Source organism: Parabacteroides caecihominis, from assembly GCF_023656785.1.
In the GTDB taxonomy this organism is placed as follows: domain Bacteria; phylum Bacteroidota; class Bacteroidia; order Bacteroidales; family Tannerellaceae; genus Parabacteroides; species Parabacteroides segnis.
This window is the reverse complement of the sequence record NZ_JAMOKS010000020.1, coordinates 15,448-40,139: the sequence shown is the minus strand read 5'-3', so window position 1 is coordinate 40,139 and position 24,692 is coordinate 15,448. Positions and strand designations below refer to the sequence as shown.

The window sequence follows — 24,692 nt, the reverse complement described above, 5'->3', positions numbered from 1 at the left end:
GTAATTGTAATGTGTTTTATATCTTTACGATTGATTTAAAGGATGCATATTCTATTTTTTTCAAAAAAAATGCCTGTATCTTTATATTTTATTTTTAAATTATTTATTATATATAATATAAGGAATCGCGATCGTTACATCGGGCAAAAATAAAACTAATTTCAGTAGGTGGTCTAAATAGCTTATTGATAGATTGTTAAATGTGAATAGGAAATTGCACCGTTTACATCGGGAGTTACATCGTAATATTTGTTAATAAAATTTGATGCTATGGATGAGTTCCGATCTGTTAATGAGAAGCTGGCAATCGATTTGATGGGATTGCCTTACGTGAAAATTCCGCGTTATACCCTGAATTTGCTAAAGTGTCCGGCTACTCGCCAATTGGGGCAGCTTCATATATTGTTATTCGACATTTGTTTTTTTGCCGATGGCTATGCCAAATTGAACGGACGGAAGGTTCCATGCAAAAGAGGAGAGTATGTCGGTACGCAACAGGAATTAGCCGACTTGTCAGGTATCAACATCGGTTCGATCAATCGCCTGATCCGCAAGTTGGAAGCCCTCCACCTGATCTCCGTTACTAAAATACAGGGAGGGAGTTTAATAAAAGTACATGGTTATACAACTCTGATCGCTGCTCCGGAAGTAAAAGATGCTTCTCAGAAAGAGAATGGAAAACAATCTGCCGGCAATCTCTTTTCCGAAGCCGAAGGGCTTTATGGCAACCGGATAGACCGGATAAATTAGAATAATTTCATTTCGTCTTTAGCAGATATGAAAAAATACATATCTTTACGAAATAAAATGTAATCACACTTTTGAGGTATGAGGAAAATTATCACCTGTTTATATAGCTATTTATCTGAGCATTTTGGTGATAAAAATGAATGGGTAGAATTCGGGGTGATAGATCAGACCGGATTAAGACTTCATATCCCGGTGGGCTTAAAGAGAAATATTGTTCGAGGCTTTAATATATATAAATTGCCTGAATTTCTCAGGCTATATCCAAAGGTAGAAATGCAACAGTGTGGAATAGATAAATTTAACTATTTTAGCACTTGTTCTTTAGTTTCGGGAACTTTCTTTTGTCCTCTGGTAGCGATATATTGTTGTTATGTAGCCTCTTTTTGTTTTCTGTCTGAGTTTTTTTATAAAAACGCGGTTCATCTAGAACTTTGGTAATTGAGTGTGAAAATCCAGTCAACTTCCTTATTAATCTAGTTTTATAATGAATATAATAGGGTGCTTTGTCTGTTAATCCGGATAAAGCAGTATCTCTTTCTATAAATTTATACCATGCTTTATAATTTTCAGACAAGAAATCCTTGTACTTCCAGAAAAAATCCTTCTTTTTAACAACAAACTCATATTCTATATAGCCAATGAATATTAATATAGTACATAGTTCTAGATGAACTATGGTTTATACGTCCTCTGACTTATTACGGTTTTTGGTGTGTTTCAATCTTTTGTCCACAACACTTAAACCTTTCAAAAGCATGAGTTCAGAGAAAGATATATATGAAATAGCAGCTTTGGGGACACTCTTCAAACGCTTTTATAAGCCTTTAAGGACATATGCGTTCCGTTTTGTAAATGATACGGACCTTGCGGAAGATATTGTGCAGGACACTTTTTTCGAACTTTGGCAAAGACGCGATTCGATCGAATTTGAAGGTGCGGTAAAATCCTATTTGTTCAAATCGGTATACAACAGGTCCATCAATGTGATGCATAAAAAATATCAGAATAAAGAATATTCATTGGATGATAGTAATGAAAGCGATATCCTTGAACAATATATGTCCGCTAATATTCTGAACTCGGAGCAAAGTTTACTTTTAAAAGAACTGGAAGCCGAAATAAACTTATTTATAGATACATTATCACCGCAATGCAAGAAAATATTTTTACTCAGCCGTTCATACGGTTTGAAGAATCGTGAAATAGCCGAACAATTGGAAATCAGTATAAAAGCTGTTGAGAAACAGATAAGTAAAGCATTGTCAGGACTGAAAGAACATTTGATTGAAGAGGGGTTGATTTCATTGCTTATTTTATTGTCGGGAATATCTTAACGTAAAGACGAATAAAAAATATTTCAAATAGAGGGTAGGGTAAAACCCTGAAATTTTGTACTACTAATAGAATGGAAAATATGGAGAATTTTACAACTGATATAAATTTTATAATAATCCGTTACCTGGACGGTTCGGCAAGCCTGGAAGAGAAAAGACAATTGCTTCAGTGGCTGAAGGAATCGGAAAAGAACAGAAGTGATTTTACGGATACGAGAGATCTGTGGCTTTCGTGTAATGCTTCTGCCGACAATGAACTGGAAGTGGATATTGCTCTCGACAGGTTGAAGATGCGTATTATGAACGAACATGAACGGATCGGGAAGAAAACCCGGCGATCATTTATCCGTTGGTACCAGGCTGCTGCCGTTTTGCTTGTTTTGTTCGGATTGTACTTTTGGTTGAGCATTGAACAGACGGAACCGAAACTGATGGTACAGAACCAGCTGATAACGGCTAAAGGCAGTAAAGGTAAATTTACTTTACCGGACGGGACGGTTGTCTGGCTGAATTCGGAGAGCCGCCTGGTCTATCCCGATCAGTTCGCTGATGGCAAGAGAACGGTCAATCTGGTCGGAGGCGCTTATTTTGAAGTAGTAAAGGACGAAAAAAAGCCGTTTATCGTAAAAGCGGGTGATGTGGACGTGGAGGTGTTGGGTACGAGTTTTAATATATCGAGTTATCCTTTTAAAGATAATATAGAGACGGCTTTATTGAGTGGAAGCGTAAAAATATCCGGTCCTTCCGTTCGCAAGGAGATCTATTTGAAACCGAATGAAGTATTTGAATATAAGAGGGACCTCCATGCCGTATCGGTAAAATCGGCCAATGCAAGTTTATATGCCGATTGGATCAAAGACCGGCTTGTTTTCGATAATCGTCCTTTGTCCGATATTCTGATCAGTATGGAGGGATGGTATAATATGGATATTGTGTGTCCGGAAAAATTTGCTGAATCGACTTATATGTCTTTTACAATCCGTCAGGAAGATATCGACGAGATATTGAGGGCTATGAGTTTTATCATTCCGATCAGCTATCAGATAAAAAACGGGAAGGCATTTATTATGCCAAAGTAATAGAGTATTAACCTTAAAAAAGAATGCTTATGAGACCAGACACGTAGAGAAAAAGAAAATAGGCGAATGCGGTAACATTCACCTATTCCGAAGATTTTAATTAAACAATCACATCACCTCTGGCAGGGAATGGGATACATGTCTAACTAGAAAAATCCATGTAAAAATATGAATAAATTTTATGGGAAGGGCTTATTATGTCCTTTCTTAACAGAAATAAACTTTCGGGGAATGAAAATAGTCCTGATTTTGTTAACCGTCGTGCTGTTTAAGGTTTCTGCTGTAGAAACTTATGCTCAAAGCACCAGAATTGATTTGAACATGAAAAACTCTACCGTCAAAGAAGTTTTGAAGGATATCGAGAGTAAAAGTGAATTCACCTTTTTTTATAATGACAAAGCAATCGATACCAACCGTAGGGTAAGTATCCATGTGGCAAAGAAACGGATCGATGAAATCCTTACCGTGATCTTGCCCGAGTGTTCTTATAAGGTAGAAAACAAAAAGATCATCATTGTTCCGAAAACGTTGGAAGATGTTGCTGCCGCACAACAGCAGGGAAAGAAACTGACCGGTAAAGTGGTGGATCATAACAATGAACCGATCATAGGTGCTGCTGTAGCCGTCACCGGAACAACGATCGGTACGGTAACGGATATCGATGGTAATTTTACATTACAGGTTCCGGATAATGCAACCTTGCAGGTTTCTTATATCGGATACCAGAGTTTCCATGAAAAAGTAGGAAACCAGACGAATTTAATGATCACACTGAAAGAAGATACGCAGTTGATCGATGAGGTTGTGGTAGTAGGTTACGGTACGCAGAAAAAAGTGAATCTGACCGGTGCCATCACTTCCGTGAAAACGGATGATCTGAACAAGATCCCGACCTCTAACTTGTCTAATACGCTGGCGGGACGTGCTCCGGGTGTAACGGTAACAACTACTTCCGGTATGGCGGGTGCTTCTTCCAAGATCCGTATGCGCGGTAGTTTTGGTGAACCTTTGTTCGTTATTAATAATGTAATCAAAGATAAAGCTGCCTTTGATGCCCTGGACCCGAATGAGGTAGATAATATCAGCTTCCTGAAAGATGCGGCCAGTGCTTCTATCTATGGTTCGAAGGCTGGTAACGGCGTTGTACTGGTAACAACGAAGGGTGGTAAGAACCAGAAACCGGAATTCCAGTACAAGGGTGTTTTCAGTGTCTCCAATACGACCCGTTCTTTGCAGGATTATTCGGCAACCGATGAGCTGATCTGGGCAAACCGTGTAGCGGAAACCAAAGGGCTTCCGGCACCTTACGGACAGGAGATATTCGATTATTTCGCTGATAAGAGTTATAATGTTAATGATTACGTATGGAGAAATCCGTCTTCCCAGCAACATAATATCAGTGTCAACGGAGGTAGCGATCGTATTACTTATTATATGATGCTGGGCTTCCATGACGAGAACGGTTCTTATAAGAAACTGGATTTCAAGAAATACAATTTCCGTTCCGATATTACGGCGCATGTTTCCAAACGTTTCAATGTGAACTTTAACCTGAGCGGTAACCAGAAGGAATATAATCGTTTTTATTGGCCGTATGATAATGTGGACGACTTTAATGTGCCTGATTTTTATCGTACAACTTTCAACTGGACTCGTTTATACCCATTTTATGTGGACGATAACGGTAACCCGACGACCGATACGAATGCCAATCCGGTGACAGCCGGTTCATGGAATCCGGTCGATATGGTACTAGGTAATCGTTATCAGAAAACAACAAGACGGACGATCGACGGACAGGTTCGTTTTAATCTCGACCTGGGGCAGTTTGTCGATGGATTGAAAACCAGCTTCCTGGCACAATACACGGCTTATGACGAGAATCTGAAAGGCTTCCTGACTCATAACAAAGGATATCGTTTCAAGAGCGCGAGTGCGGAAAATAAATTTATTCCGGCAAAGGTCGATCCGAATGATATGGTTGTTCACAACCTGAGTTCCAATTATGAAGGTATCCGTGAGATGGTCAAACTGGATCATTCTTATCAGATCAACTGGTTCCTGCAATATGACAAGGTATTCAATAAAAAACATGCCGTATCCGCTTTATTGGTGTATGAACAGTCTGAATCAGGCGGTAAGACGCTGAACGGTACAGCCGACGATATGCTTACTACATCGATCGACCAGATATTTGTCACCTCCAGCGATACACAGCGCCGTTACTTCAACGGTAGCGAATGGGAAAAGGCACGCCAGTCCGTTGTAGGACGTTTCAACTACTCATATGCAGATAAATATATTGCAGAATTTTCTTTCCGTGAAGATGGTAACTATAAATTTGCTCCGGGTGAACGTTGGGGATTCTTCCCTTCAGGTTCTGTTGCATGGCGTATGTCGGAAGAAGGTTTCATGAAGAATATTTCATGGTTAAGCAACCTGAAGATCCGTGGTTCTTACGGTACGACCGGTGATGATAATAACTGGGACGGCGAAGACAATATCGCTGCCTTCTTGTGGCGTGAGTCGTATAAGAACGGAACCGGTTTCATTTTCGGTGATAACTACCAGAATGGCCTGACGGTAGGTAGTACGGCTAATCCGTATATTTCATGGGCAAAACTGGAAGTCTATGATATCGGCCTTGATTTCGGTTTCTTCGATAATCGTCTGAGTGGTGAGTTCGACTACTTCTATAAAAATAAGAATCATATCCTTAGAGCCCGTAACCGTGTTATTCCAGGTACTTATGGTGCCAGCCTGAGTAACGAGAATTATGCAGAGCAGGATTGGAAAGGTACTGAAGTTTCTTTGAAATGGTCGGATACATATCGTTCTCTGGATTACAGTGTATATGCTAACTTGGGTTATGTGAAAGATACCTGGAAAGTATTGGATGAAGCTGAAGGGCTGGAAGCATGGAGAAGTGCGATCGGTCATCCGAATACCCGTCTGCAGGGATATCTCTGCGAAGGCATTATTCGTACACAGGAACAACTGGATGCGCTTCCTGAAGGCTTTACACAATTCGGCCGTAAACCGATTCTAGGTACATTCCTGTTCAAGGATATCCGCGGTTCCAACTATTCGGAAGGTGCCGACGGAAAAATCGACAGCAATGATAGGACGTATCTCTCTGACAAGGGAACTCCCCGTATCAACTATGGTTTCGGTTTCAATCTATCGTGGAAAGGTATCACGTTGGATGCTCACTTCCAGGGAGTAGGAGCTTACGACCGTATGCTGAAGACCAAGAATGGTGACGGCGTATTCCAGACAGGTGATAAACCTTACTTCGAATTATGGACCGGCGATGTCTGGAGACCGGATAATGTAGATGCGAAATATCCGCGTGTAAGTGGCGAATGGCAGGAAGAATACGGTGCTGCCGGTTCTACTTACTGGATGAGGAACGGAGCTTATCTGCGTTTGAAGAATCTGAATATCGGTTATACATTACCTCGTACGTGGTTTTCGAAACTGGGTGTGAGCAATGTGCAGTTGTTCGTTAATGCAACTAACTTATTCTGTATCTCAGGCATGGACGAAATGGATCCGGAACAGGATACGTTGGATTCTTATCCTCTGATGAGAACATATACAGGTGGTTTAAGTATTAATTTCTAATAGATTATTTAGTAGTATGAAAAAGATATATGCAGTAATAGCCGCAAGCCTTTTAGCTTTTTCCGGTTGTAATGTGCTGGATACAAAAGATTTGAGTAATTATGGCCCGGATGTGTGGAATGATTCGAAGCTGACATCGGCGTTCCTGACCGATATATATGGGAATGTATTGAATTTAACCTGGCCCCGGGATGGCGGAAATTCGGATGAATGCCTGGGTATTATGGGAAAAGATGCCGTACAACCGAATAATTCGTCGTTTAAGTTCTGGCCTTATACCAGCATCCGTAATATTAATACGTTGTTGAAGAATGTAGATGAAGGGACGTTGCCTGAGAGTGAAAAGAATTTGATGAAGGGACAGGCCTATTTTATGCGTGCGTTCCAGTATTTTAAGATGGTCCGTCTGCATGGAGGCGTTCCCATTATCAAAGAACCTCAGTCGTTGGAAGATGATTTGAATGTGAAGCGGAATTCGACTGCCGAATGTTTCGAATTTATCCTTTCCGACCTGGATGAGGCAGCTAAGCTTTTACCGGTCAAAAACTCCGGGGATAGTTACGGACGCATTGATCAGTGTATCGTAGCTGCCTTTAAAAGTCGTGTCCTGTTATACAAGGCAAGTCCGCAATTTAACCCGTCGAGCCCTTACAACAACAGTTATTGGAAAGATGCTTATAATGCTGCGAAATCGGCAAAAGAGTTGCTGGATCAGAATGGTTACGGACTGGTCGATAATTATACGGATGTCTTTGAAACGAAAAAACATTCGGAAGCGATCCTGCCGATCATATATTCTAATCCTACAAAAGTGAACGGACGTGCGGAAGATGCAGTCCGTCCGCTATCGGAATCGAAAAATGCAACTGGCGGTGACCAACCGACCTGGGGATTAGTTGAATCGTTCCCGATGAAAGACGGTAAGAAAGCCGGTGAATCCGATAAATATTCTTATAACGTACAGGAATTCTGGAAAAACAGAGACCCGCGTTTCGATGCCGTCATTGTTTATAACGGAGGTATTTATGAATTAAGCGGTAAAGCCGGACGTCGTCAATATACGACACCGAACATAGCTAATTCGCTGGACGCTTTCGGATATAATATACAAGGAGAACATCATAACCGTACCGGTTTATATTGTAAGAAAGGAATCATGGAAGAGCTTCCGGTAGCACAGGTTACTCTGAATGATGTGGACTGGCTCGAGATCCGTTATCCGGAAATTATGTTTAACTTAGCGGAAACTGCCAATGAGAACGGAAGTACGGCCGAAGGCTATGAAACGCTGGTCGCTATCCGTAAACGGGCAGGTATCGAACCGGGGGTAAACAATCTGTATGGGTTGAAAGCCGGAATGTCACGGGAGGAAATGCGTTTGGCTTTACTGGATGAGAAACGTATCGAGTTCTGCTTTGAAGGCCAGCGTTTCTGGGATTTACGCCGTCACCGTATGCTGCATACTTATCTGAACGGACAGCATAAGTACGGTATTCTGGCAAATGTGAAAGCCGGCATCGATATGACTGATGCGATGAACCGGGCAGCTAGCTACACTTTGATGCCGGAGGAATTCGATTATCAAGTGATCGACCTGATCTTCCAGAATCCTACGGGTGAAGATGCCATGTACATGCCTGAATCTTACTATTTCTTCCCGATCAGTAAGGATGAAATAGAAAAGAATCCGAATCTCGATCAGAATAAGGACTGGGGAGGCAGTTTTGATCCTGTGTTATAATTAGATTCTAAAATACGTAAGACGGATTCTGGTTTACCTTAATGAGTAAGATACCGGAATCCGTTTTTTTAATACTGACCTATCAAATGAAAACATACTTTATATTTATAATCGGCATATTATTATGCGTACTGTCTGCCTGTCAGAGACAGGTGATGAGTTTTGAAACGGATACGTTCAGACTGGTTATCGATGCGAATGGGAATATATCTTCTTTACTGGATAAGACGCATCATAAAGAATATTTATCTTCCGGGCAACTTTCACCATTGCTGGTAATCCGTGTCGGCGGGGAGTATGAAAATCCGGCAGGTGCATCCTGGGATGAAGGGGAAGGCATTCTTTTGCTGACTTACCCGAAGAATCAGGTCGCTTTATCAATAGCAACGGGGCAGAAGAAAGGGTTTGTTACTTTCGAGGTGCAGGAGGTTCGATCGGATAAAGAGATCGACCTGGTTGTATGGGGACCTTATGCCACTTCCATTAGCCAAACGATAGGGGAGTGTGTAGGTGTTGTTCGTGATAGTCTCTTTGCAGTAGGGATACAAGCGCTGAACCCTAAAACAATCGGCGGTTATCCTTCGACAGAAGATGATATAGATCCGGCATTCGATATTTTTGCAACGACATCATTGGTCGATGTAGCCGATTCGATGAAGGTATTATATCGCGGACAGACTGCCAAACATACGGAGTTTGGTAGTGTTTTACAGGCTTATTGCCGTAACCGGGATCATGAACGGGTTGTTCCGATGTGGGGACATACGCATTATACGGCTCCTGCTTATGAAGATGGCGGTGTGATCGGCAGCAGCATTGCTTTGTTCGGTTGTCCGGCTGATAAGGTGCTTGACCATATCGAAAAGATAGAATTAACGGAAAGTCTGCCGCATCCGGAACTGAACGGTGTTTGGATGAAACGGGCGCCCGAAGCGGCGCAGGCCTATATCATTTATCCGTTCAATGAAAATAATATAGAAGAAGCAATTGCTTTTACCAAACGGACCGGCTTGAAGTACCTGTATCACGGAGGTCCTTTTCTGACATGGGGTAATTTTAAACTTAACCCGTCGGAGTTTCCTACAGGTCTGGACGGATTGAAAGACTGCGTGAATAAAGCTGCACAATCCGGAATTAAATTGGGATTTCATACCCTTTCCAATTTTATTACGACCAACGATGCCTATGTAACGCCTGTCCCGGATAAGCGTCTGGCGAAGGTAGGAAGTTCAATACTGACATCCGGTCTCAGTCCGGATCAGCAAACTATTGAAATAGCAGATCCTTTGTTTTTCAACCAGATGAAAAATAACAGCCTGCATGGTGTGATGATCGGTGATGAATTGATCCGTTATGAACGGGTAAGCGAAACGGCTCCGTGGAAATTACTTAATTGCCAGCGTGGGGCGTGGGGGACGAAAGCTGTAGCCCATTCCAAAGGAGATACGATCGGCAAGTTGATGGATCATGGTTACAAGGTATTTTTGTCGGATACGGAACTGACCAAAGAGATCGCTCGTAATATTGCGGGTATCTTCAACTATACAGGTGTGCAACAGATTTCTTTTGACGGGTTGGAAGGTGCCTGGTCTACCGGTTTGGGACAGTACGGACTGTCGCTGATGATGAAAGAGTGGTATGATAATCTTTTGCCCGAATATCGTAATTGCATTAATGATGCCAGCATGACCACCCATTATAACTGGCATACTTTTACCCGGATGAACTGGGGCGAACCCTGGTATGCCGGATTCCGTGAGAGCCAGATGAACTACCGCCTGATGAACCAGGATTTTTATCGTCGTAACCTGATCCCTTGCATGTTGGGATGGTTTAAATTCGATGCAAATACCAGTATAGAGGATATTGAATGGCTGTTGGCTCGTTCGGCTGCCTTTGATGCCGGTTATACATTGGTTACCAATAAGGAGAGTGTCGCGAATAACGGAGAATCGGAAGCGATTATCAAAGCGATCCGCGAATGGGAAAACGCCCGTTTATGCGGAGCTTTCCCGAAGGAACTGAAAAAGGAAATGGAACATGTTTCCAATGAATACACTTTAACGGAAACTTCTGCGACATCCTGGCTGTTATCTCCGCTTCAGGTTCAACGCTTCAAGCATACTAACAAGATCCTTCAACCCGGTGAACCGGTCGTTTCCAAATGGGAGTTCGAGAATAAGAATGATCGCCAGCCGGTTCAGTTCATTTTAAAAGCGAATGATCGTATATCGGATATCTCGCTGGAGATTGCCAATTATTCTACGGTCCGGTTGGATTGTGTACTGGAAGAAGGGCAATATCTGAAGTATGCCGGAGGAGATTCATTCCTTATTTATGATAGGAACTGGAATGAGATCAAACGCTTCTCCGTAAAGACGGATCAGATGAATATACCGAAAGGGAAAGTCTCTTTTGTGTTTTCTTGTTCCTTTGCTCATCCGGATAACATGGATAAGTATGCTTCTGTTGAGTTTAAAACGGTAGGGGAGGAAATCCGGTTATCTGCCGTAAGGGAAAAGAATAACTGACAACAATCCAGGGCATAGATATGTAGAACGTATAAAGTAAGTTTATTTGCGTATCCTTATAGGGTAAACGGGCTTTTCTACGTCTAGTAATATAAATAATTATAAAGATTTATACCATGAGAATTGTAAGTAAAGTATTTTTGCTTTTTTGTATTTTATCTCTGATGTCTTGTCAGAAAGACCCGCAGATACAGGCTGCTTATGACTTGATCGAACGTATTACTCCGGGTTATAGTCAACAGTTTAGTCTGGAACTGATAGAGCCGGAGAACGGGAGCGATGTCTATGAAGTGGCCGGGGAGAACGGCAAGGTTGTGTTGCGGGGGAACAATACGGTATCGTTGGCAACAGCATATAACCAGTACCTGAAATATCATTGTAATGCCCATGTCTCCTGGTTTGGCGATCAGTTGAATTTACCGGCGACATTACCTGTTCCGGTAGAGACGACACACCGGATAATTAACGGTAAGTATCGTGTCTATTTTAATTATTGTACCTTGAGCTATACCGGTGCCTGGTGGGATTGGGAACGTTGGCAGCGTGAGATCGACTATATGGCTATGAACTCGATCAATACGCCTTTGTCGGTTGTCGGTTTGGAAGGTGTTTGGTATAATACACTGCTTCGTTTCGGTTTTACGGATGAGGAAGCACGTTCTTATTTGGTCGATCCGGCCCATTTTGCCTGGCAGTGGATGCCTAATATCGAAAGCTTTGGCGGACCGCTGCCGAAATCATGGATCGATTCGCATATTGCTTTGGGTAAACAAGTGGTAAACCGTCAGTTGGAATTAGGCATGACACCGATACAACAAGGTTTTTCCGGTGCTGTACCTCGTAAGATGATGGAAAAGTTTCCGGAGGCAAAGATACAGAAACAACCGGATTGGTATGGATTTGAAGGTATCTGCCAGTTAGATCCGCTGGATCCGCTGTTTACGGAACTGGGAAAAGCTTTTTTGGAAGAGGAACAGAAATTATATGGAACCTACGGACTATATGCTGCCGATCCTTTCCATGAAAGCAAGCCGCCTGTGGATACACCTGAATATCTGAATGCAGTAGGGGCTTCTATCCATAAATTGATGAAGACGTTCGATCCGGAGGCGTTGTGGGTGATGCAAGCCTGGAGTTTCCGGAAAGATATTGCATCCGTTGTACCGAAACATGATTTACTCGTATTGAGCCTGAACGGTGCGTTAGGGGGAGAAGATCATTTTTGCAACCATGATTTTGTTGTAGGTAATCTGCATAATTTTGGTGGGCGTGTCAATCTTCACGGAGATTTACCGTTGGTATCATCCAATCAGTTTATGAAAGCGAAACAGGAAACGCCGAATGTGGTAGGCTCCGGTTTATTCATGGAGTCGATCGGACAAAATCCTGTATTTTATGAGTTGGCATTTGAAATGCCGGTTCATCAGGATTCGGTGAAGCTGGAAGAATGGTTGAATAAATATGCGGAACGTCGTTATGGCGCATTTTCGGATGCTGCCAATAAGGCCTGGGAGTTATTGCTGGCGGGTCCTTATCGGGCCGGGACGAACGGGGTCGAGTCCAGTTCGATCATCTGTGCCCGTCCTGCTGTGGATGTAAAGAAGTCGGGACCGAATGCCGGTTTTAATATTCCTTATGATCCGCAATCGTTGATAGAAGCTGAAGTATGTTTATTACAGGATGCGGAACAATTGAAAGGGTCCGGACCTTATCGTTTCGATATTGTAGATGTACAGCGTCAGATTATGTCCAACCTGGGACAGGAAATACATAAAAAAGCCGCCGAGGCATTTAAGAAAAAGGATAAAGAGGCATTTGCTCTGCATTCCGGACGTTTCCTCGAGTTATTAAAAGATGTAGATCTCTTGCTTCGTACCCGTACAGAGTTTAACTTTGACCAGTGGTTGACTGATGCACGTGCCTGGGGAACGACCGATGAAGAACGCAATTTGTTTGAAAAGAATGCCTCTTCACTGGTGACTATCTGGGGCGGACAGGTCGATGTTCGTCAATTCGATTACTCATGGCGTGAATGGACCGGTTTGATCGAAGGATATTATCTGCAACGTTGGAAACAGTTCTATGATATGTTGCAGGGACATCTCGATAACGGAACGATTTACAGGGAGGAAGATGCAAAGATGGATTTAGGGCGTCAGGCTTTCCGTGCGAATGAGTTTTATGATTCGTTGGCTGACTGGGAGTTGGCTTTCGTTGATCGTCCGGGTAAGGCCCGTACTCCGGTAACGGAAGGAGACGAAGTGGCTGTTGCCCGTCGAATGTTGGACAAATACAAACAATTATCAAAAGAATACTACAATGTTGAGAAAACAAATTAAGTATCTGATGGTGTATTCGCTTCTGGCCCTGCCTTGTGTTATGCAGGCACAGGATGATGTAACGAATGCCTTCGATGACTTGAAAAGACAGGGTACGGTGAATGAGCAGGACTCGGAAATGCGCCGTGTGGCTTCATCGGATGCGGTGAAGAGGTTGATACAGGAAAACCCGGAAGCCGGTTACTTCTGTTTTACGGAAAACCGGGAACATGATATCCGTATGACGGATGCAATCCCTGTGCGTTGGGTGGAACGGTCGGTTGATTCGCGGACAAAGTTCCGGGGCGATTGTCTTCCGGGTGAGTTCTATACCTGGCAGGTAGGAATCTTCGCTCCGTATGAAACCTTGTCGGACGTATCTGTTATCTTCTCTGACTGGAAGAATGAAAAGGGAAATAAGATTCCGGCTTCTGCTTTCCGTTGTTTTAACCTGGGAGGGACTGATACGAATGGCAAATCTTTTAAAAAGACGGTGAATGTTTCCAAAGGAAATGTGCAGGCATTATGGATCGGTTCCGATGTACCTGTAACGGCAAGCGGCGTTTATAAAGGTAAAGTTACGATCAAAGCTGCTGATGCCAAACCGGTAGAGATCGCATGTGAATTGACCGTACAAGGTTCTCCCATCGCCAACCACGGAGATAACGAAGGATGGAGGAAAACCCGCCTGCGCTGGTTGGATTCTTCCATCGGTAACGCCGATGAACCGACGGCTCCGTATGTCCCGGTTCAATTACAGAAACAAACGATTTCCTGGTTGGGAGGAACGATGGAACTGTCGAAAGAGGGTCTTCCTCAATCCCTTTCTACCCGTTATGATCAGAGTAACCAGTTGAACGATCAGAGCAATACTCCCGTTCTGGCAGGAGAAATGCGGTTTGTGATAGAAACGGAGAGTGGCGAAGAAGTGCTGAAACCCGGCTCCCTGCGGATCACCGGACGAAATAATGCGTCGGTAAATTGGATAGCTACCCGGAAGAACCGTAATTTTGAAGTACAGTGTTCCGGTAAATTCGGTTTCGATGGTCTGGTCGATTATCAGATACAGGTGAAATCCCTGGGAGACGTGAAAGTAAAGGATATCCGCCTGGAAGTACCTTATACTTCGTATGCTGCCAAATATATGATGGGATTGGGACATAAAGGTGGTTTCCGTCCGGATTCTGTAATTAACTGGCAATGGAATGTCGACAAACATCAGGATAAGATCTGGATGGGAAATATAAATGCCGGTCTGAACTTCTGCTTCAAAGATGAAAACTATGTCCGCCCGCTGGTGAATATCTATTATGGTTTAGGTAAACTGAACCTGCCTGCTTCGTGGGGAAATGCCAATAAGGGCGGTATCGACATTCTGCCCGATAAAGACGGTACAGTCCTGATGACAGCCTATAGTGGTGAACGGACTATGCAGAAAGGTGATGTTCTTCATTATAATTTCAATATGCTGGTTACTCCGGTGAAACCGCTTAACCTGAAAGAACTGGCGGAAAAACGTTTCTACCATTCCAACAGCGATGTGAGTGCCGGTTATATCCCTGCTGCATTGGAAGCAGGTGCCAATATGATTAATATCCATCATAAGAAAGATGTATATCCGTTCATTAACTATCCTTATTATGATGAAGCCGTTCCGGACCTGAAACGTTTTATCTCGGATGCACACAGCAAAGATCTGGATGTCCGGCTTTATTATACGACCCGTGAGTTGACGGTGAAGATTCCGGAGTTATGGGCGTTGCGTAGCCTGGGTAGTGAAGTGATCCATGACGGTCCCGGAAAGGATGCCCGTACGCTGATTCATCGGAACGGTCCTCACGAATGGTTGAACAAGAACCTGACGACTCATTTCATTCCGGCTTGGTATAATGCTTTTAAAGAAGGTAAATATGCCGGCGATATGGATATCTCGGTTATTACTACCCCTGATTCCCGCTGGAACAATTACTATCTGGAAGGTTTGGATTGGATGATAAAGAACCTGGGACTGGATGGTGTTTATATAGATGACAGTGCCCTGGACCATCAGACATTGCAACGTGCCCGCCGTATTATGGATGCCGATGGAAAGCGCCGGCTGATAGATATCCATTCCTGGAACCATATGAACCAGTGGGCCGGTTATGCCAATTCACTGCATCTCTATCTGGAGTTGCTGCCTTATGTAGACCGTACTTGGATCGGTGAAGGTTTCCCTGCAAGCAATACACTGGATTTCTGGCTGGTGGAAATGTCCGGTATTCCTTTCGGCTTGATGAGTGAGACGCTGGATGCCCGGAACCTATTCAGAGGGATGGTTTACGGAATGCTTCCCCGTTTGCCATGGAGTGGAAATCCTGTTCCGCTCTGGAAACTTTGGGATGATTTTGGCATGAAGAATGCACAGATGAGAGGCTATTGGGACGAACGTTGTCCGGTGAAAACGGATAATAAGGACATCCCGGCTACTGTTTATGTGAATGGTGATAAAGCGCTGGTGGTACTGGCAAACTGGACGGATATGCCTCAGACGGCTAAAATCACACTGGACGAGGAGTTGCTCGGATTCAAACCATCTTCTTATATCTTACCTGAGATTAGAAATACACAATGGGAAGGAAAACTGTCTTCCTTGAAGCAATGTGAGATTATGGGAAGAGGCGGAATGATTATTTTACTGGAAAAATAAAGGAATATACAGGGTTGTTCCGATTTGTATAAGTTAAAGGACCGAAAGATACCATTTCGGTCCTTCTTTTTTCTTCGAAGTGTAAAATCCGGTACTGTCTTTTCTCTATCTTTGCTTCAGAACAAGGGAAAGGAATATCATGGATAACAAGACAACAGAACAGTCTCTTTGGGGACTTTTAGAGGGGATAACGGAGAATCTAAAATATAAACGTCTGGCAGATGTCTTTCGTTTCGTCTCTTTCCAGCCGTTTGAAACATTCGGTCCTCACCAGCATCTGCGCATCGAGATCAACTATGTAAAGAAAGGCAACTGCATCCTTCATCTGGAAAACGAAAGTATTAGTTTCAATGAGAACGAGATGATGATTATCTGTTCGAATGTGGAACATACCTTTGAAGCAGGCTCGGAAGGAACGACACTGATGCAGCTGGAATTTCTACCGGAGATATTCTCCCGTTTCAATCCGCATGCACAGGATGAGACAGGCGAGCTGACTCCCGTAACGATCTTTTCGGAAGAGAACCGTCTGATAAAAATCGTGAATAATGTCCGTATCATGCGGGCTGTCCAGCGCATTGTAAACGAGATGAACCTGAAAAATAAATACTATCAATACCTGGTGGTGATGTACTATGCGGAACTGCTGATTCTTATCTATCGTTACATGGATGAATCTTACTTGCCGATTTGTACAAATGAGTCGCTGAAAAAGGCAATTTCCTATATTCGTATGAATTATCAGACCGATATATCCATCAGTGATGTGGCCGGGCAGACCGGAGTAGGCGAACGGTACCTCCGCAAACTGTTTGCACAACACCTGAATCTTTCCCCGCTGGATTATCTGAATCAGATCCGTATTAACAAAGCGATTGAATTGTTGCGCAATACGGAGATGTCGATTAAAGAAATCTGTTTTATCTGTGGGTTCAAATCACCACAATACTTTTCAAGGGTCTTTAAACAGCAGATGGGGATCACGCCGCGGGAAGTTACCAAGTAGTTTCCGTTTTGTACACATTTTCTTCGTAAAAGGTCCTTCCTGCATACGTTGAGATATGAATTTCGGGCTGACTTTTTGTATACTCCGGCTAACTTTGTGATCAGTAATCATTGAATAATTTATACTGATAAACTATATGGATATGAAAGAATGGAATGATGATAAAGCTCTGTTTTCTTTGATAAAGGAGGAGCTTTATACCGCAGTAATCGGTGACATAATGGATAAGATGGGATATACCCGTCAGTTTCTTCCTCCGCAGATTCGTCCGCTCCGTGATGACATGCTGGTGGTAGGGCGTGCTATGACAGTGCTGGAGGCTGATGTGCTGGAACATGGCAAAGAGTGCGGAGAAAATCCGTTGCTGAAACGCTCTTTCGGGTTGATGCTCGAGGCGTTGGATGACCTGAAGGAAGATGAGGTGTATGTTTGCTCCGGTTCGTCTCCCTGTTATGCTTTATGGGGAGAGTTGATGAGTGCCCGTGCTATTCAGTGTAAAGCGGCCGGCGCAGTGGTCAATGGGTATTCCCGTGATACAAAAGGTATTTTGGCGCTCGACTTTCCTTGTTTTTCTTACGGACCTTATGCACAGGACCAGGCACCGAGGGGAAAAGTAATTGATTATCGTGTGCCTATCGAAATGGATGGTGTGCGGATTAATGATGGCGATATACTGATAGGAGATATCGACGGTGTATGTGTCGTACCCCGCAGCATTGAAGAAGAAGTCTTTACCCGCGCCCTTGAAAAAGCCCGCGGCGAGCGTATGGTATTAAAGAAAATTCAGGAAGGAATGAAAGCACGTGATGCTTTCGATCAGTTTGGCATAATGTAATTAAAATCGGAATAGACAATGAAAATCACAGATGTTAAAGTATGGTTGGTACAAGGTATCAAATACAACTGGACGCTACTTAAAATATATACAGACGAAGGCTACACCGGTGTCGGTGAAGCAACCAACTGGCCCGGGAGCCCGATCGTTTTCGAGGCTGCCAAACATGTGGGGCAGCGTATCATCGGCCTCGACCCGATGAAAACGGATTTTATCTGGACAAAACTTTATCGTGACCTGAACTGGATCGGCCCGTATGGAGCCAGCCTGTGTGCTATCAGCGGTATCGACATGGCCTTACTGGACCTGAAGGCGAAAGTGTTGGGTATTCCCTGTTATGAATTGCTGGGAGGTGCTTATCGTAAAGATATTTTGTTGTATGCAAACTATTGGTTTACCGGTGGTGGCCATAATGCAAAAGATTATACGGAGCAGGCCCTGAAAGTAAAAGAGGCAGGATTCACCGGATTGAAATTCGACCCGTTTGCACATACCAATTATTTTTATGGAGAAGACCTGGCCTCGAATCTGACTTTGACAGCCGAGCAACAGGACCTGGCTTTCGATGTATCGAAAGCTGTCCGCGATGCGGTTGGACCGGAGTTCGATATTATGATCGAGACGCATGCCATGCTGAACTACCGCGTGGCAGTGAAGATGGCCGAACGGTTGGCAAAGCTGGATATCACCTGGTATGAAGAACCTGCCGGCCCCGAAAGTTCCCAGACTTTGCGGGCTATGCGTGAACGTATCCCTTCGGATGTGGCCATCTGTGTGGGAGAACGCCATTATACCCGTTTCGGTATTCGTTCTTTGCTGGAAAAACATGTCTGTGACGTGATTATGCCGGATATTACCCGTTGCGGAGGCCCTTCGGAAATGAAACGGATGGCTACGATGGCGGAAGCCTATAATGTGCTGATTGCACCTCACAATCCGAACGGGCCGTTATCGACACTGGCTTCTTCGCATGTGTGTGCTGCGATACCGAATTTCTTCCGTCAGGAGTTTATGTTCAACGATGTTCCCTGGAGAGATACGGTGATCGATCATCCGATTGCCGAAATGGTTTACGACGGTCATCTGCATTTGTCCAATCGTCCCGGCTTAGGCGTCGACCTGGTGGAAGAAGAGATGGAGAAACATCCGGGTATTATTACGAACGCTCCCGATAACTTCTATATTTAAGCGTATGAGTTTTATAATAGACTATACAGATAAAGTGGTGCTTGTAACCGGTGTATCATCCGGCATAGGATTGGGTACGGCTATCGAGTTTGCAAAGGCCGGCGCCCATGTTGCCGGGTGTTCCCGGAAAGAGCCCGGTGATACATGTGCGGTTGCCTTCCGGAAAGCCGTAGAGGCAGAGGGGGTACGGGCTTTATACAGGCAGGCAGATGTGACCTGTCCGGAAGACCTGGAAGCACTGGTTCGGGAAACGGTCGATACTTTCGGGCGAATAGATATCCTGGTCTCCAGTGCCGGAGTGAATGTTTTTGAGGGAGCCGAGGGGTGTACCGAAGAACGTTGGCAGTATAACCTGGATTTGAATCTGGCTTCCCATTGGCGGTTGTCAAAGTTGTGTAAACCTTATCTCGAAAAGAGTGGGGAGGGCGTTATTCTGTTGATGACTTCCAACCATGCGTTCGGTACGATACCCGGATGTTTTCCGTATAGCGTTACCAAGACGGCGATAACAGGACTGGTGCGTAACCTGGCAATTGAATGGGGGCCAGCCATCCGTACGGTCGGTGTAGCACCCGGTTTTATTGATACGGCGGGCAACGATACCTGGTTTGACTCTTTTCCGGATGCGGAACAGGAACGCCGGAGAACGATTAACCTGCACCCGGTTAAACGGATTGGCACGGTGGACGAAGTGGGCGCACTTTGTGTCTATCTGGCATCTCCCAAAGCCCGGTTTATCAGTGGAACGACGATTCTGATGGATGGAGGACGTTCGGCCTTGATGCAGGATGAATTTTAAATGATATTGGAGTGAAGCATATAAAAACATCCCATTAAAAATGCCTCGTTAATCAGAACGGCATTTTCCGGAATGGTCAATAATGCCTATTTGATTAGAAAGGCAATATAATAGATGGTTAATAATGCCTTTTTAATTAGCGAGGCATTTTTAGGGGAAGTCTTCGATCTTATTTTCAGAAAAACATATAGAACATTAAATATTGATACCATGAATACTATAGACCTGGTCATTTTTATCGCCTACTGTGCCCTGATCCTGTTCGTCGGCCTGTTTGTCTCCCGGAAGAAAAAAGGGGAAGAACGGGATGCCGGCGATTATTTCCTGGCGGGGCGCGGACTGGCCTGGTGGGCAATCGGTGCTTCGATTATTGCTTCTAATATTTCGGCGGAGCAGTTTGTCGGCATGTCCGGTTCCGGTTATGCGATCGGGCTGGCAATGGCTACTTACGAATGGATTGCGGCGCTGGGATTGATTATCGTCGCCAAATACTTTATTCCGATATTCCTCGAAAAGAAGATATTTACCATGCCCCAGTTTCTGGAGGAACGCTTCGATAAACGGGTCAAGACTGTTATGGCTGTTTTCTGGCTGGCTGTTTTCATCTTTATCAACCTGACTTCCATCCTTTACCTCGGTGCACTGACGATCGAAAAGGTGATGGGTGTCCCTATGATTTGGGGCATTGTCGGACTGGCGGCTTTTGCCGGAATTTATTCCATTTATGGCGGACTGAAGGCGGTGGCGCTGACCGATGTCATCCAGGTGGTATTCCTTATAGGCGGAGGATTGATAACCACTTATATCGCATTGAATATGCTGGGTGGCGGAGAAGGTATATGGCAGGGAGTCACGAACCTTTATACACAGGCGGAAGATAAATTTCATCTGATTCTCGACAAGTCGCATCCGAGCTATAAGGATTTGCCGGGTATCTCTGTTATTGTCGGCGGACTGTGGGTTGCTAACCTTTATTACTGGGGATGCAACCAGTACATCATCCAGCGTGCTTTGGCGGCCAAATCGGTAGGAGAGGCACAGAACGGTATGTTGTTTGCCGGGTTTATCAAACTGCTGGTTCCTCTGTTGGTGGTGATTCCGGGGATTGCGGCCTTTGCCCTGAATGCCCCGTTGGAGAAGTCGGATGAGGCTTATCCGTGGTTGCTCAGCAATCTGCTGCCGGTAGGAGTGAAAGGGATCGCTTTTGCTGCACTGACAGCGGCCATTGTCAGTTCGCTGGCCTCGATGATGAATAGTATTTCAACTATTTTCACGATGGATATTTACCGCTCTTATTTTAGGAAGGATGCCGGACAGAAGGAGTTGGTGTTGACCGGGAGATGGGCCAGCTTCGGGTCGTTGCTGATTGCGGTATCGATTGCTCCGATGTTGTCGGGGCTGGACCAGGCGTTTCAATATATCCAGGAGTTCACCGGCTTTATCAGTCCGGGGGCATTGGCTATTTTCCTGGCGGGGTTCTTCTATAAGCGGGCGACGGCAAACGGGGCATTGGCTGCGGCTCTCGGTTCGTTTGTGTTTTCTACGCTGATGAAATTCCTTTGTCCCGAATTACCCTGGCTGGACCGTATGGGGGTTGTCTTTCTGCTTTGTTGCGGTTTGATTGTCCTGTTGGGTAGCGGTAAACAGATGAATGAGGAATATACCACCCATCGTCCCGGTTTGTTCCGTACCAGCCGGCTGTTTAATGTGATGTCATTGATTGTCATTGCCATATTGGTGACGTTTTATTGCCTTTGGTGGTGAATATAGAAATAATTGTAATAACATATAATATGAAAAAGATCTTATTACTTGTGGCTTCCTGTTGCTTTATCGGGCAGGGGAGTATGGCTGCCGGTTTGCAGGCTTTGCCGATAGAAGCATCCTATATCATACCTGCTGAAGTAGAGGGAATGAGTTCGTCTTCTCTGCTGTTAAATGGCGACTGGCAATTCCGTTTCGCCCCGCAGGGTAAATGGAATACCGTTCAGGTTCCGGGAGAACTGGCTATGCAGGGATATGCTATCGAACATGATACGCCTTATCTTTATCGTAAATCATTTACCCTTCCGGCCGATTATAAAGGGAAACGGGTCATTCTTCGTTTCGACGGGGTATATAGCCACGCGGTCCTTTCGGTGAACGGGAAACAGGTGCGTGAACATCATGGCGGTTTTACCCGTTGGGAGACAGATGTGACGGAATTTGTACGTCCGGGAAAAAAGAATGAGATACAGCTTGAAATAACCGATCGCATCGATGATATCTCCTATGCTTCGGGGTATGCCCATCATCCGATTGGCGGTATTCTTCGAGATGTAACGGTTTTCGCCTTGCCGGAAACCTGTTTCTACGATTTTGCGGCGGAGACTCATCTCGATTCGTTATACCAGGATGCCGTGCTGAAAGTATCCTATACCGGCAGGATGGCGGGAAATGCCGAAGTGGTCTACAGCCTGACCGACCCCGCAGGTCGGCAGGTCCCTTTGTCACAAAGTATTTTTATATTGAAAGAAGACGGAAACAGTAATGAACTCCCCGTCCGCAATCCGTTGAAATGGGATGCCGAACATCCGAACCTCTATACATTAACGGTTGCGCTTCGAGTGGAAGGTAAGGAAATCAGCCGATTCAGTCAGCAGATTGGTTTCCGTGACGTGAAGATTGTAAAAGACCGTATGCTGGTGAACGGCCTTCCCGTTAAGCTGCGCGGAGCCTGCCGCCACGATATCCATCCGACGCTGGGGCGTACTACAACTGCCGAACTGGACAGCCTGGACGCCCTCCGTTTCAAGCAATCGAATATGAACTTCGTGCGTACTTCGCACTATCCGCCTTCCGAACGTTTCCTTCATTTCTGCGACCGTTTCGGTATCTATGTGGAGAGCGAAACGGCCGTCTGCTTTGTCGATACATACCGCCAGAAGAACTATGCTCCCGGCAGGACGCAGGACAGTGTGGAGTTTGCTCCCCGTTATTTGTCACAATGCCGTGAGATGGTGAAGGCATTCCGTTCGCATCCGTCCGTCCTGTTCTGGTCGATTGGAAACGAGAGTGTGTACGGAAAGAATTTTCAGGATTGCTGGGATTGGGTGAAAGCGACGGATACGACGCGCCCGGTCATTTTCAGTTATCCCGGTTCGGTGGGCGAGAAGAAGCCGATATATGATATTCTCAGCATGCATTATCAGGATGTGGATGGCAACCTGAATCAATGGGGACGTGCGACGCGTAATTACCAGGGGCACGGCATCCCGGCTTTGTTCGATGAATGGGCGCACCCGGCTTGCTATACCTATAAGACTTTGCAGGATGACCCGAACATCCGTGAGTTCTGGGGAATCTCTATCGATAAGATGTGGAGCGGCCTGTTTGATGCCCCCGGAGGTTTGGGCGGTGCGATTTGGGGATATATCGACGAGACGTTCATGCTGCCCGAACCGAAGATGGGTACTTCTTTCTGGAAAGAATTTGCCCGTACAGCCAAGCCGGAAGATTTCCAGGGCAACTGTGTCGGTTACGGTGAATGGGGAATTGTCGATGTCTGGCGCCGTGAGAAACCGGAGTTCTGGGCAACCAAGAAAGCCTATTCGCCTGTCCGCCTGCTGACGGAACAAGTGGGCGACTATACGACGGGCGAACGTCTGTTGCTTCCCGTTTACAACCGCTTCGACCATACTGACCTGAATGAAATAAAAGTGCGCTATACATATAAAGGAATAGAGAAAGAGACGCAGACAGCATCCATCGCTCCGCATCAGAAAGGAGTCCTGATTATCCCTGCTGAAAACTGGGAAGAGGGAAGCGAACTTCTTATCCGTTTCTTTACTGCCGGTGGGGATTTAATAGATGCTTCACTTGTGACGCTGGGACAGCCGGCGATTACCTTGCCGCAGTCGCGCCGCAATGGTCCGCTTCTGGTTGAGGAAAATGCCGACCGTATTGTCGTGAAAGGCGATGGCTTCGTAATTCCTTTCTGCAAAGAAACGGGCCTGATCTGTAACGCAACGGTCGACGGACAGGTATTCATCGAAAAAGGCCCTTTCCTGAATCTGGATATCAACCTGAATCATCTGACCGGGGCTGAAGTCCGTAAAAGCGCCACCAAGTTCCTGACAGCCGATGCGGATTGGAGAAAACAGAGTATTACGTATATGAAGCAGGGTAAAAATGTACAGGTTATATTGAAGGGCCGTTATAACGATGTCGATACCGATATCCGTCTGTTGATTTCCCCGGAAGGCCGTATGGAAATCAATTACCTGACAAACGGGCAGCCTAACGGTTTCCTGCGTGAAACGGGACTTTCGTTTTATCTTCCCGAAACGATGGAGCAACTAAAATGGAAACGCCGCGGACATTGGAGTTATTATCCGGCCGGAGAGTTTGCCGGCAATGAGGGGGAGACTTCTCTCTATAACCCGAATCAGGTGGCGTACGGCGAACGTCCGAAACAACCCTGGCAAATGGATACTCATAATTATTTTTACTGGGCTGATGCCGGAGCGAATTGCGATCGTCCGCTTACCCAAATGGCAAAGGGCATGAAGGAGAACATCTATTATTATACGTTGAACGCCGGTAATCCGTCCACCGGCCTATCGGTTGTTTCACCGGATGCCTCCGTTGCCTGCCGCTCCAATAAGCGTGCCGACGGACAACTGATCCTGTATGTCAATAACCGTTGGGATTACCCGGAAATAGCCTGGGGAAACTATTGTAAGACACTCGAAGCTACCCCTTGTTTTGGTAAAATAGAGATCATCTTTTAAACTCGTTTGTAAGAGGTGGTTTT

Annotated in this window: 14 protein-coding genes; all 14 read left to right on the top strand. The window is 45.0% G+C overall.

Annotated elements, in window-relative coordinates; translation table 11 throughout:
• Nucleotides 1-270: 270 nt before the first annotated feature.
• The 14 genes from NBH14_RS17240 to NBH14_RS17175 all read left to right on the top strand — a co-directional run bounded on the left by NBH14_RS17240 (nucleotide 271) and on the right by NBH14_RS17175 (nucleotide 24,669).
• A complete protein-coding gene (locus tag NBH14_RS17240) occupies nucleotides 271-750 on the top strand; it encodes a helix-turn-helix domain-containing protein (protein ID WP_186960372.1) in 480 nt (159 codons plus the stop codon).
• A gap of 755 nt (nucleotides 751-1,505) precedes the next feature.
• Nucleotides 1,506-2,084, top strand: coding sequence for an RNA polymerase sigma-70 factor (locus NBH14_RS17235; protein ID WP_186960371.1), 579 nt, complete (start codon nucleotides 1,506-1,508; stop codon nucleotides 2,082-2,084).
• A gap of 80 nt (nucleotides 2,085-2,164) precedes the next feature.
• Nucleotides 2,165-3,163 carry a FecR family protein gene (locus NBH14_RS17230; RefSeq protein WP_186960370.1) on the top strand — a complete coding sequence of 333 codons (999 nt, stop codon included), beginning with the start codon at nucleotides 2,165-2,167 and terminating at the stop codon, nucleotides 3,161-3,163.
• A 231-nt stretch (nucleotides 3,164-3,394) separates the two neighbouring features.
• A complete protein-coding gene (locus NBH14_RS17225) occupies nucleotides 3,395-6,790 on the top strand; it encodes a TonB-dependent receptor (RefSeq protein WP_250817677.1) in 3,396 nt (1,131 codons plus the stop codon).
• Nucleotides 6,791-6,806: 16 nt separating this feature from the next.
• Complete coding sequence (locus NBH14_RS17220; protein WP_186960369.1) at nucleotides 6,807-8,531, top strand: RagB/SusD family nutrient uptake outer membrane protein; 1,725 nt, start codon at nucleotides 6,807-6,809, stop codon at nucleotides 8,529-8,531.
• An 86-nt stretch (nucleotides 8,532-8,617) separates the two neighbouring features.
• Nucleotides 8,618-11,062 carry a hypothetical protein gene (locus tag NBH14_RS17215; RefSeq protein ID WP_186960368.1) on the top strand — a complete coding sequence of 815 codons (2,445 nt, stop codon included), beginning with the start codon at nucleotides 8,618-8,620 and terminating at the stop codon, nucleotides 11,060-11,062.
• Between the two features lie 116 nt (nucleotides 11,063-11,178).
• On the top strand, nucleotides 11,179-13,401 hold the full coding sequence (locus NBH14_RS17210; protein ID WP_186960367.1) for an alpha-N-acetylglucosaminidase: 2,223 nt from the start codon (nucleotides 11,179-11,181) through the stop codon (nucleotides 13,399-13,401).
• The gene (locus NBH14_RS17205; RefSeq protein ID WP_186960366.1) at nucleotides 13,382-16,069 is read left to right on the top strand and encodes a glycoside hydrolase domain-containing protein; all 2,688 of its coding nucleotides are present in this window, start codon (nucleotides 13,382-13,384) and stop codon (nucleotides 16,067-16,069) included. The genes NBH14_RS17210 and NBH14_RS17205 overlap by 20 nt, the downstream gene beginning before the upstream one ends.
• A gap of 139 nt (nucleotides 16,070-16,208) precedes the next feature.
• Complete coding sequence (locus NBH14_RS17200; RefSeq protein WP_007653369.1) at nucleotides 16,209-17,075, top strand: AraC family transcriptional regulator; 867 nt, start codon at nucleotides 16,209-16,211, stop codon at nucleotides 17,073-17,075.
• Nucleotides 17,076-17,211: 136 nt separating this feature from the next.
• A complete protein-coding gene (locus NBH14_RS17195) occupies nucleotides 17,212-17,910 on the top strand; it encodes an RraA family protein (RefSeq protein ID WP_232434119.1) in 699 nt (232 codons plus the stop codon).
• A gap of 18 nt (nucleotides 17,911-17,928) precedes the next feature.
• Nucleotides 17,929-19,098, top strand: a complete 1,170-nt coding sequence (locus NBH14_RS17190; RefSeq protein ID WP_186960365.1) for a mandelate racemase/muconate lactonizing enzyme family protein — start codon at nucleotides 17,929-17,931, stop codon at nucleotides 19,096-19,098.
• 4 nt (nucleotides 19,099-19,102) lie between these two features.
• Nucleotides 19,103-19,897 (top strand): SDR family NAD(P)-dependent oxidoreductase, encoded by a 795-nt coding sequence (locus tag NBH14_RS17185; protein WP_128135213.1) that lies wholly within the window; start codon nucleotides 19,103-19,105, stop codon nucleotides 19,895-19,897.
• A 210-nt stretch (nucleotides 19,898-20,107) separates the two neighbouring features.
• Nucleotides 20,108-21,661: a sodium/sugar symporter gene (locus tag NBH14_RS17180; protein WP_186960364.1), complete on the top strand. Its 1,554-nt coding sequence runs from the start codon at nucleotides 20,108-20,110 to the stop codon at nucleotides 21,659-21,661.
• Nucleotides 21,662-21,690: 29 nt separating this feature from the next.
• Nucleotides 21,691-24,669 carry a glycoside hydrolase family 2 protein gene (locus tag NBH14_RS17175; RefSeq protein ID WP_186960363.1) on the top strand — a complete coding sequence of 993 codons (2,979 nt, stop codon included), beginning with the start codon at nucleotides 21,691-21,693 and terminating at the stop codon, nucleotides 24,667-24,669.
• Nucleotides 24,670-24,692: the final 23 nt, after the last annotated feature.

Excerpts from the sequence above, each read along its gene's own strand:
- NBH14_RS17230 (WP_186960370.1), top strand. The coding sequence starts at position 2,165 with ATGGAGAATTTTACAACTGATATAAATTTTATAATAATCCGTTACCTG.
- NBH14_RS17235 (WP_186960371.1), top strand. The coding sequence starts at position 1,506 with ATGAGTTCAGAGAAAGATATATATGAAATAGCAGCTTTGGGGACACTC.
- NBH14_RS17225 (WP_250817677.1), top strand. The coding sequence starts at position 3,395 with ATGAAAATAGTCCTGATTTTGTTAACCGTCGTGCTGTTTAAGGTTTCT.
- NBH14_RS17180 (WP_186960364.1), top strand. The coding sequence starts at position 20,108 with ATGAATACTATAGACCTGGTCATTTTTATCGCCTACTGTGCCCTGATC.
- NBH14_RS17240 (WP_186960372.1), top strand. The coding sequence starts at position 271 with ATGGATGAGTTCCGATCTGTTAATGAGAAGCTGGCAATCGATTTGATG.
- NBH14_RS17200 (WP_007653369.1), top strand. The coding sequence starts at position 16,209 with ATGGATAACAAGACAACAGAACAGTCTCTTTGGGGACTTTTAGAGGGG.
- NBH14_RS17215 (WP_186960368.1), top strand. The coding sequence starts at position 8,618 with ATGAAAACATACTTTATATTTATAATCGGCATATTATTATGCGTACTG.
- NBH14_RS17220 (WP_186960369.1), top strand. The coding sequence starts at position 6,807 with ATGAAAAAGATATATGCAGTAATAGCCGCAAGCCTTTTAGCTTTTTCC.
- NBH14_RS17195 (WP_232434119.1), top strand. The coding sequence starts at position 17,212 with ATGGATATGAAAGAATGGAATGATGATAAAGCTCTGTTTTCTTTGATA.
- NBH14_RS17175 (WP_186960363.1), top strand. The coding sequence starts at position 21,691 with ATGAAAAAGATCTTATTACTTGTGGCTTCCTGTTGCTTTATCGGGCAG.
- NBH14_RS17190 (WP_186960365.1), top strand. The coding sequence starts at position 17,929 with ATGAAAATCACAGATGTTAAAGTATGGTTGGTACAAGGTATCAAATAC.
- NBH14_RS17205 (WP_186960366.1), top strand. The coding sequence starts at position 13,382 with ATGTTGAGAAAACAAATTAAGTATCTGATGGTGTATTCGCTTCTGGCC.
- NBH14_RS17185 (WP_128135213.1), top strand. The coding sequence starts at position 19,103 with ATGAGTTTTATAATAGACTATACAGATAAAGTGGTGCTTGTAACCGGT.
- NBH14_RS17210 (WP_186960367.1), top strand. The coding sequence starts at position 11,179 with ATGAGAATTGTAAGTAAAGTATTTTTGCTTTTTTGTATTTTATCTCTG.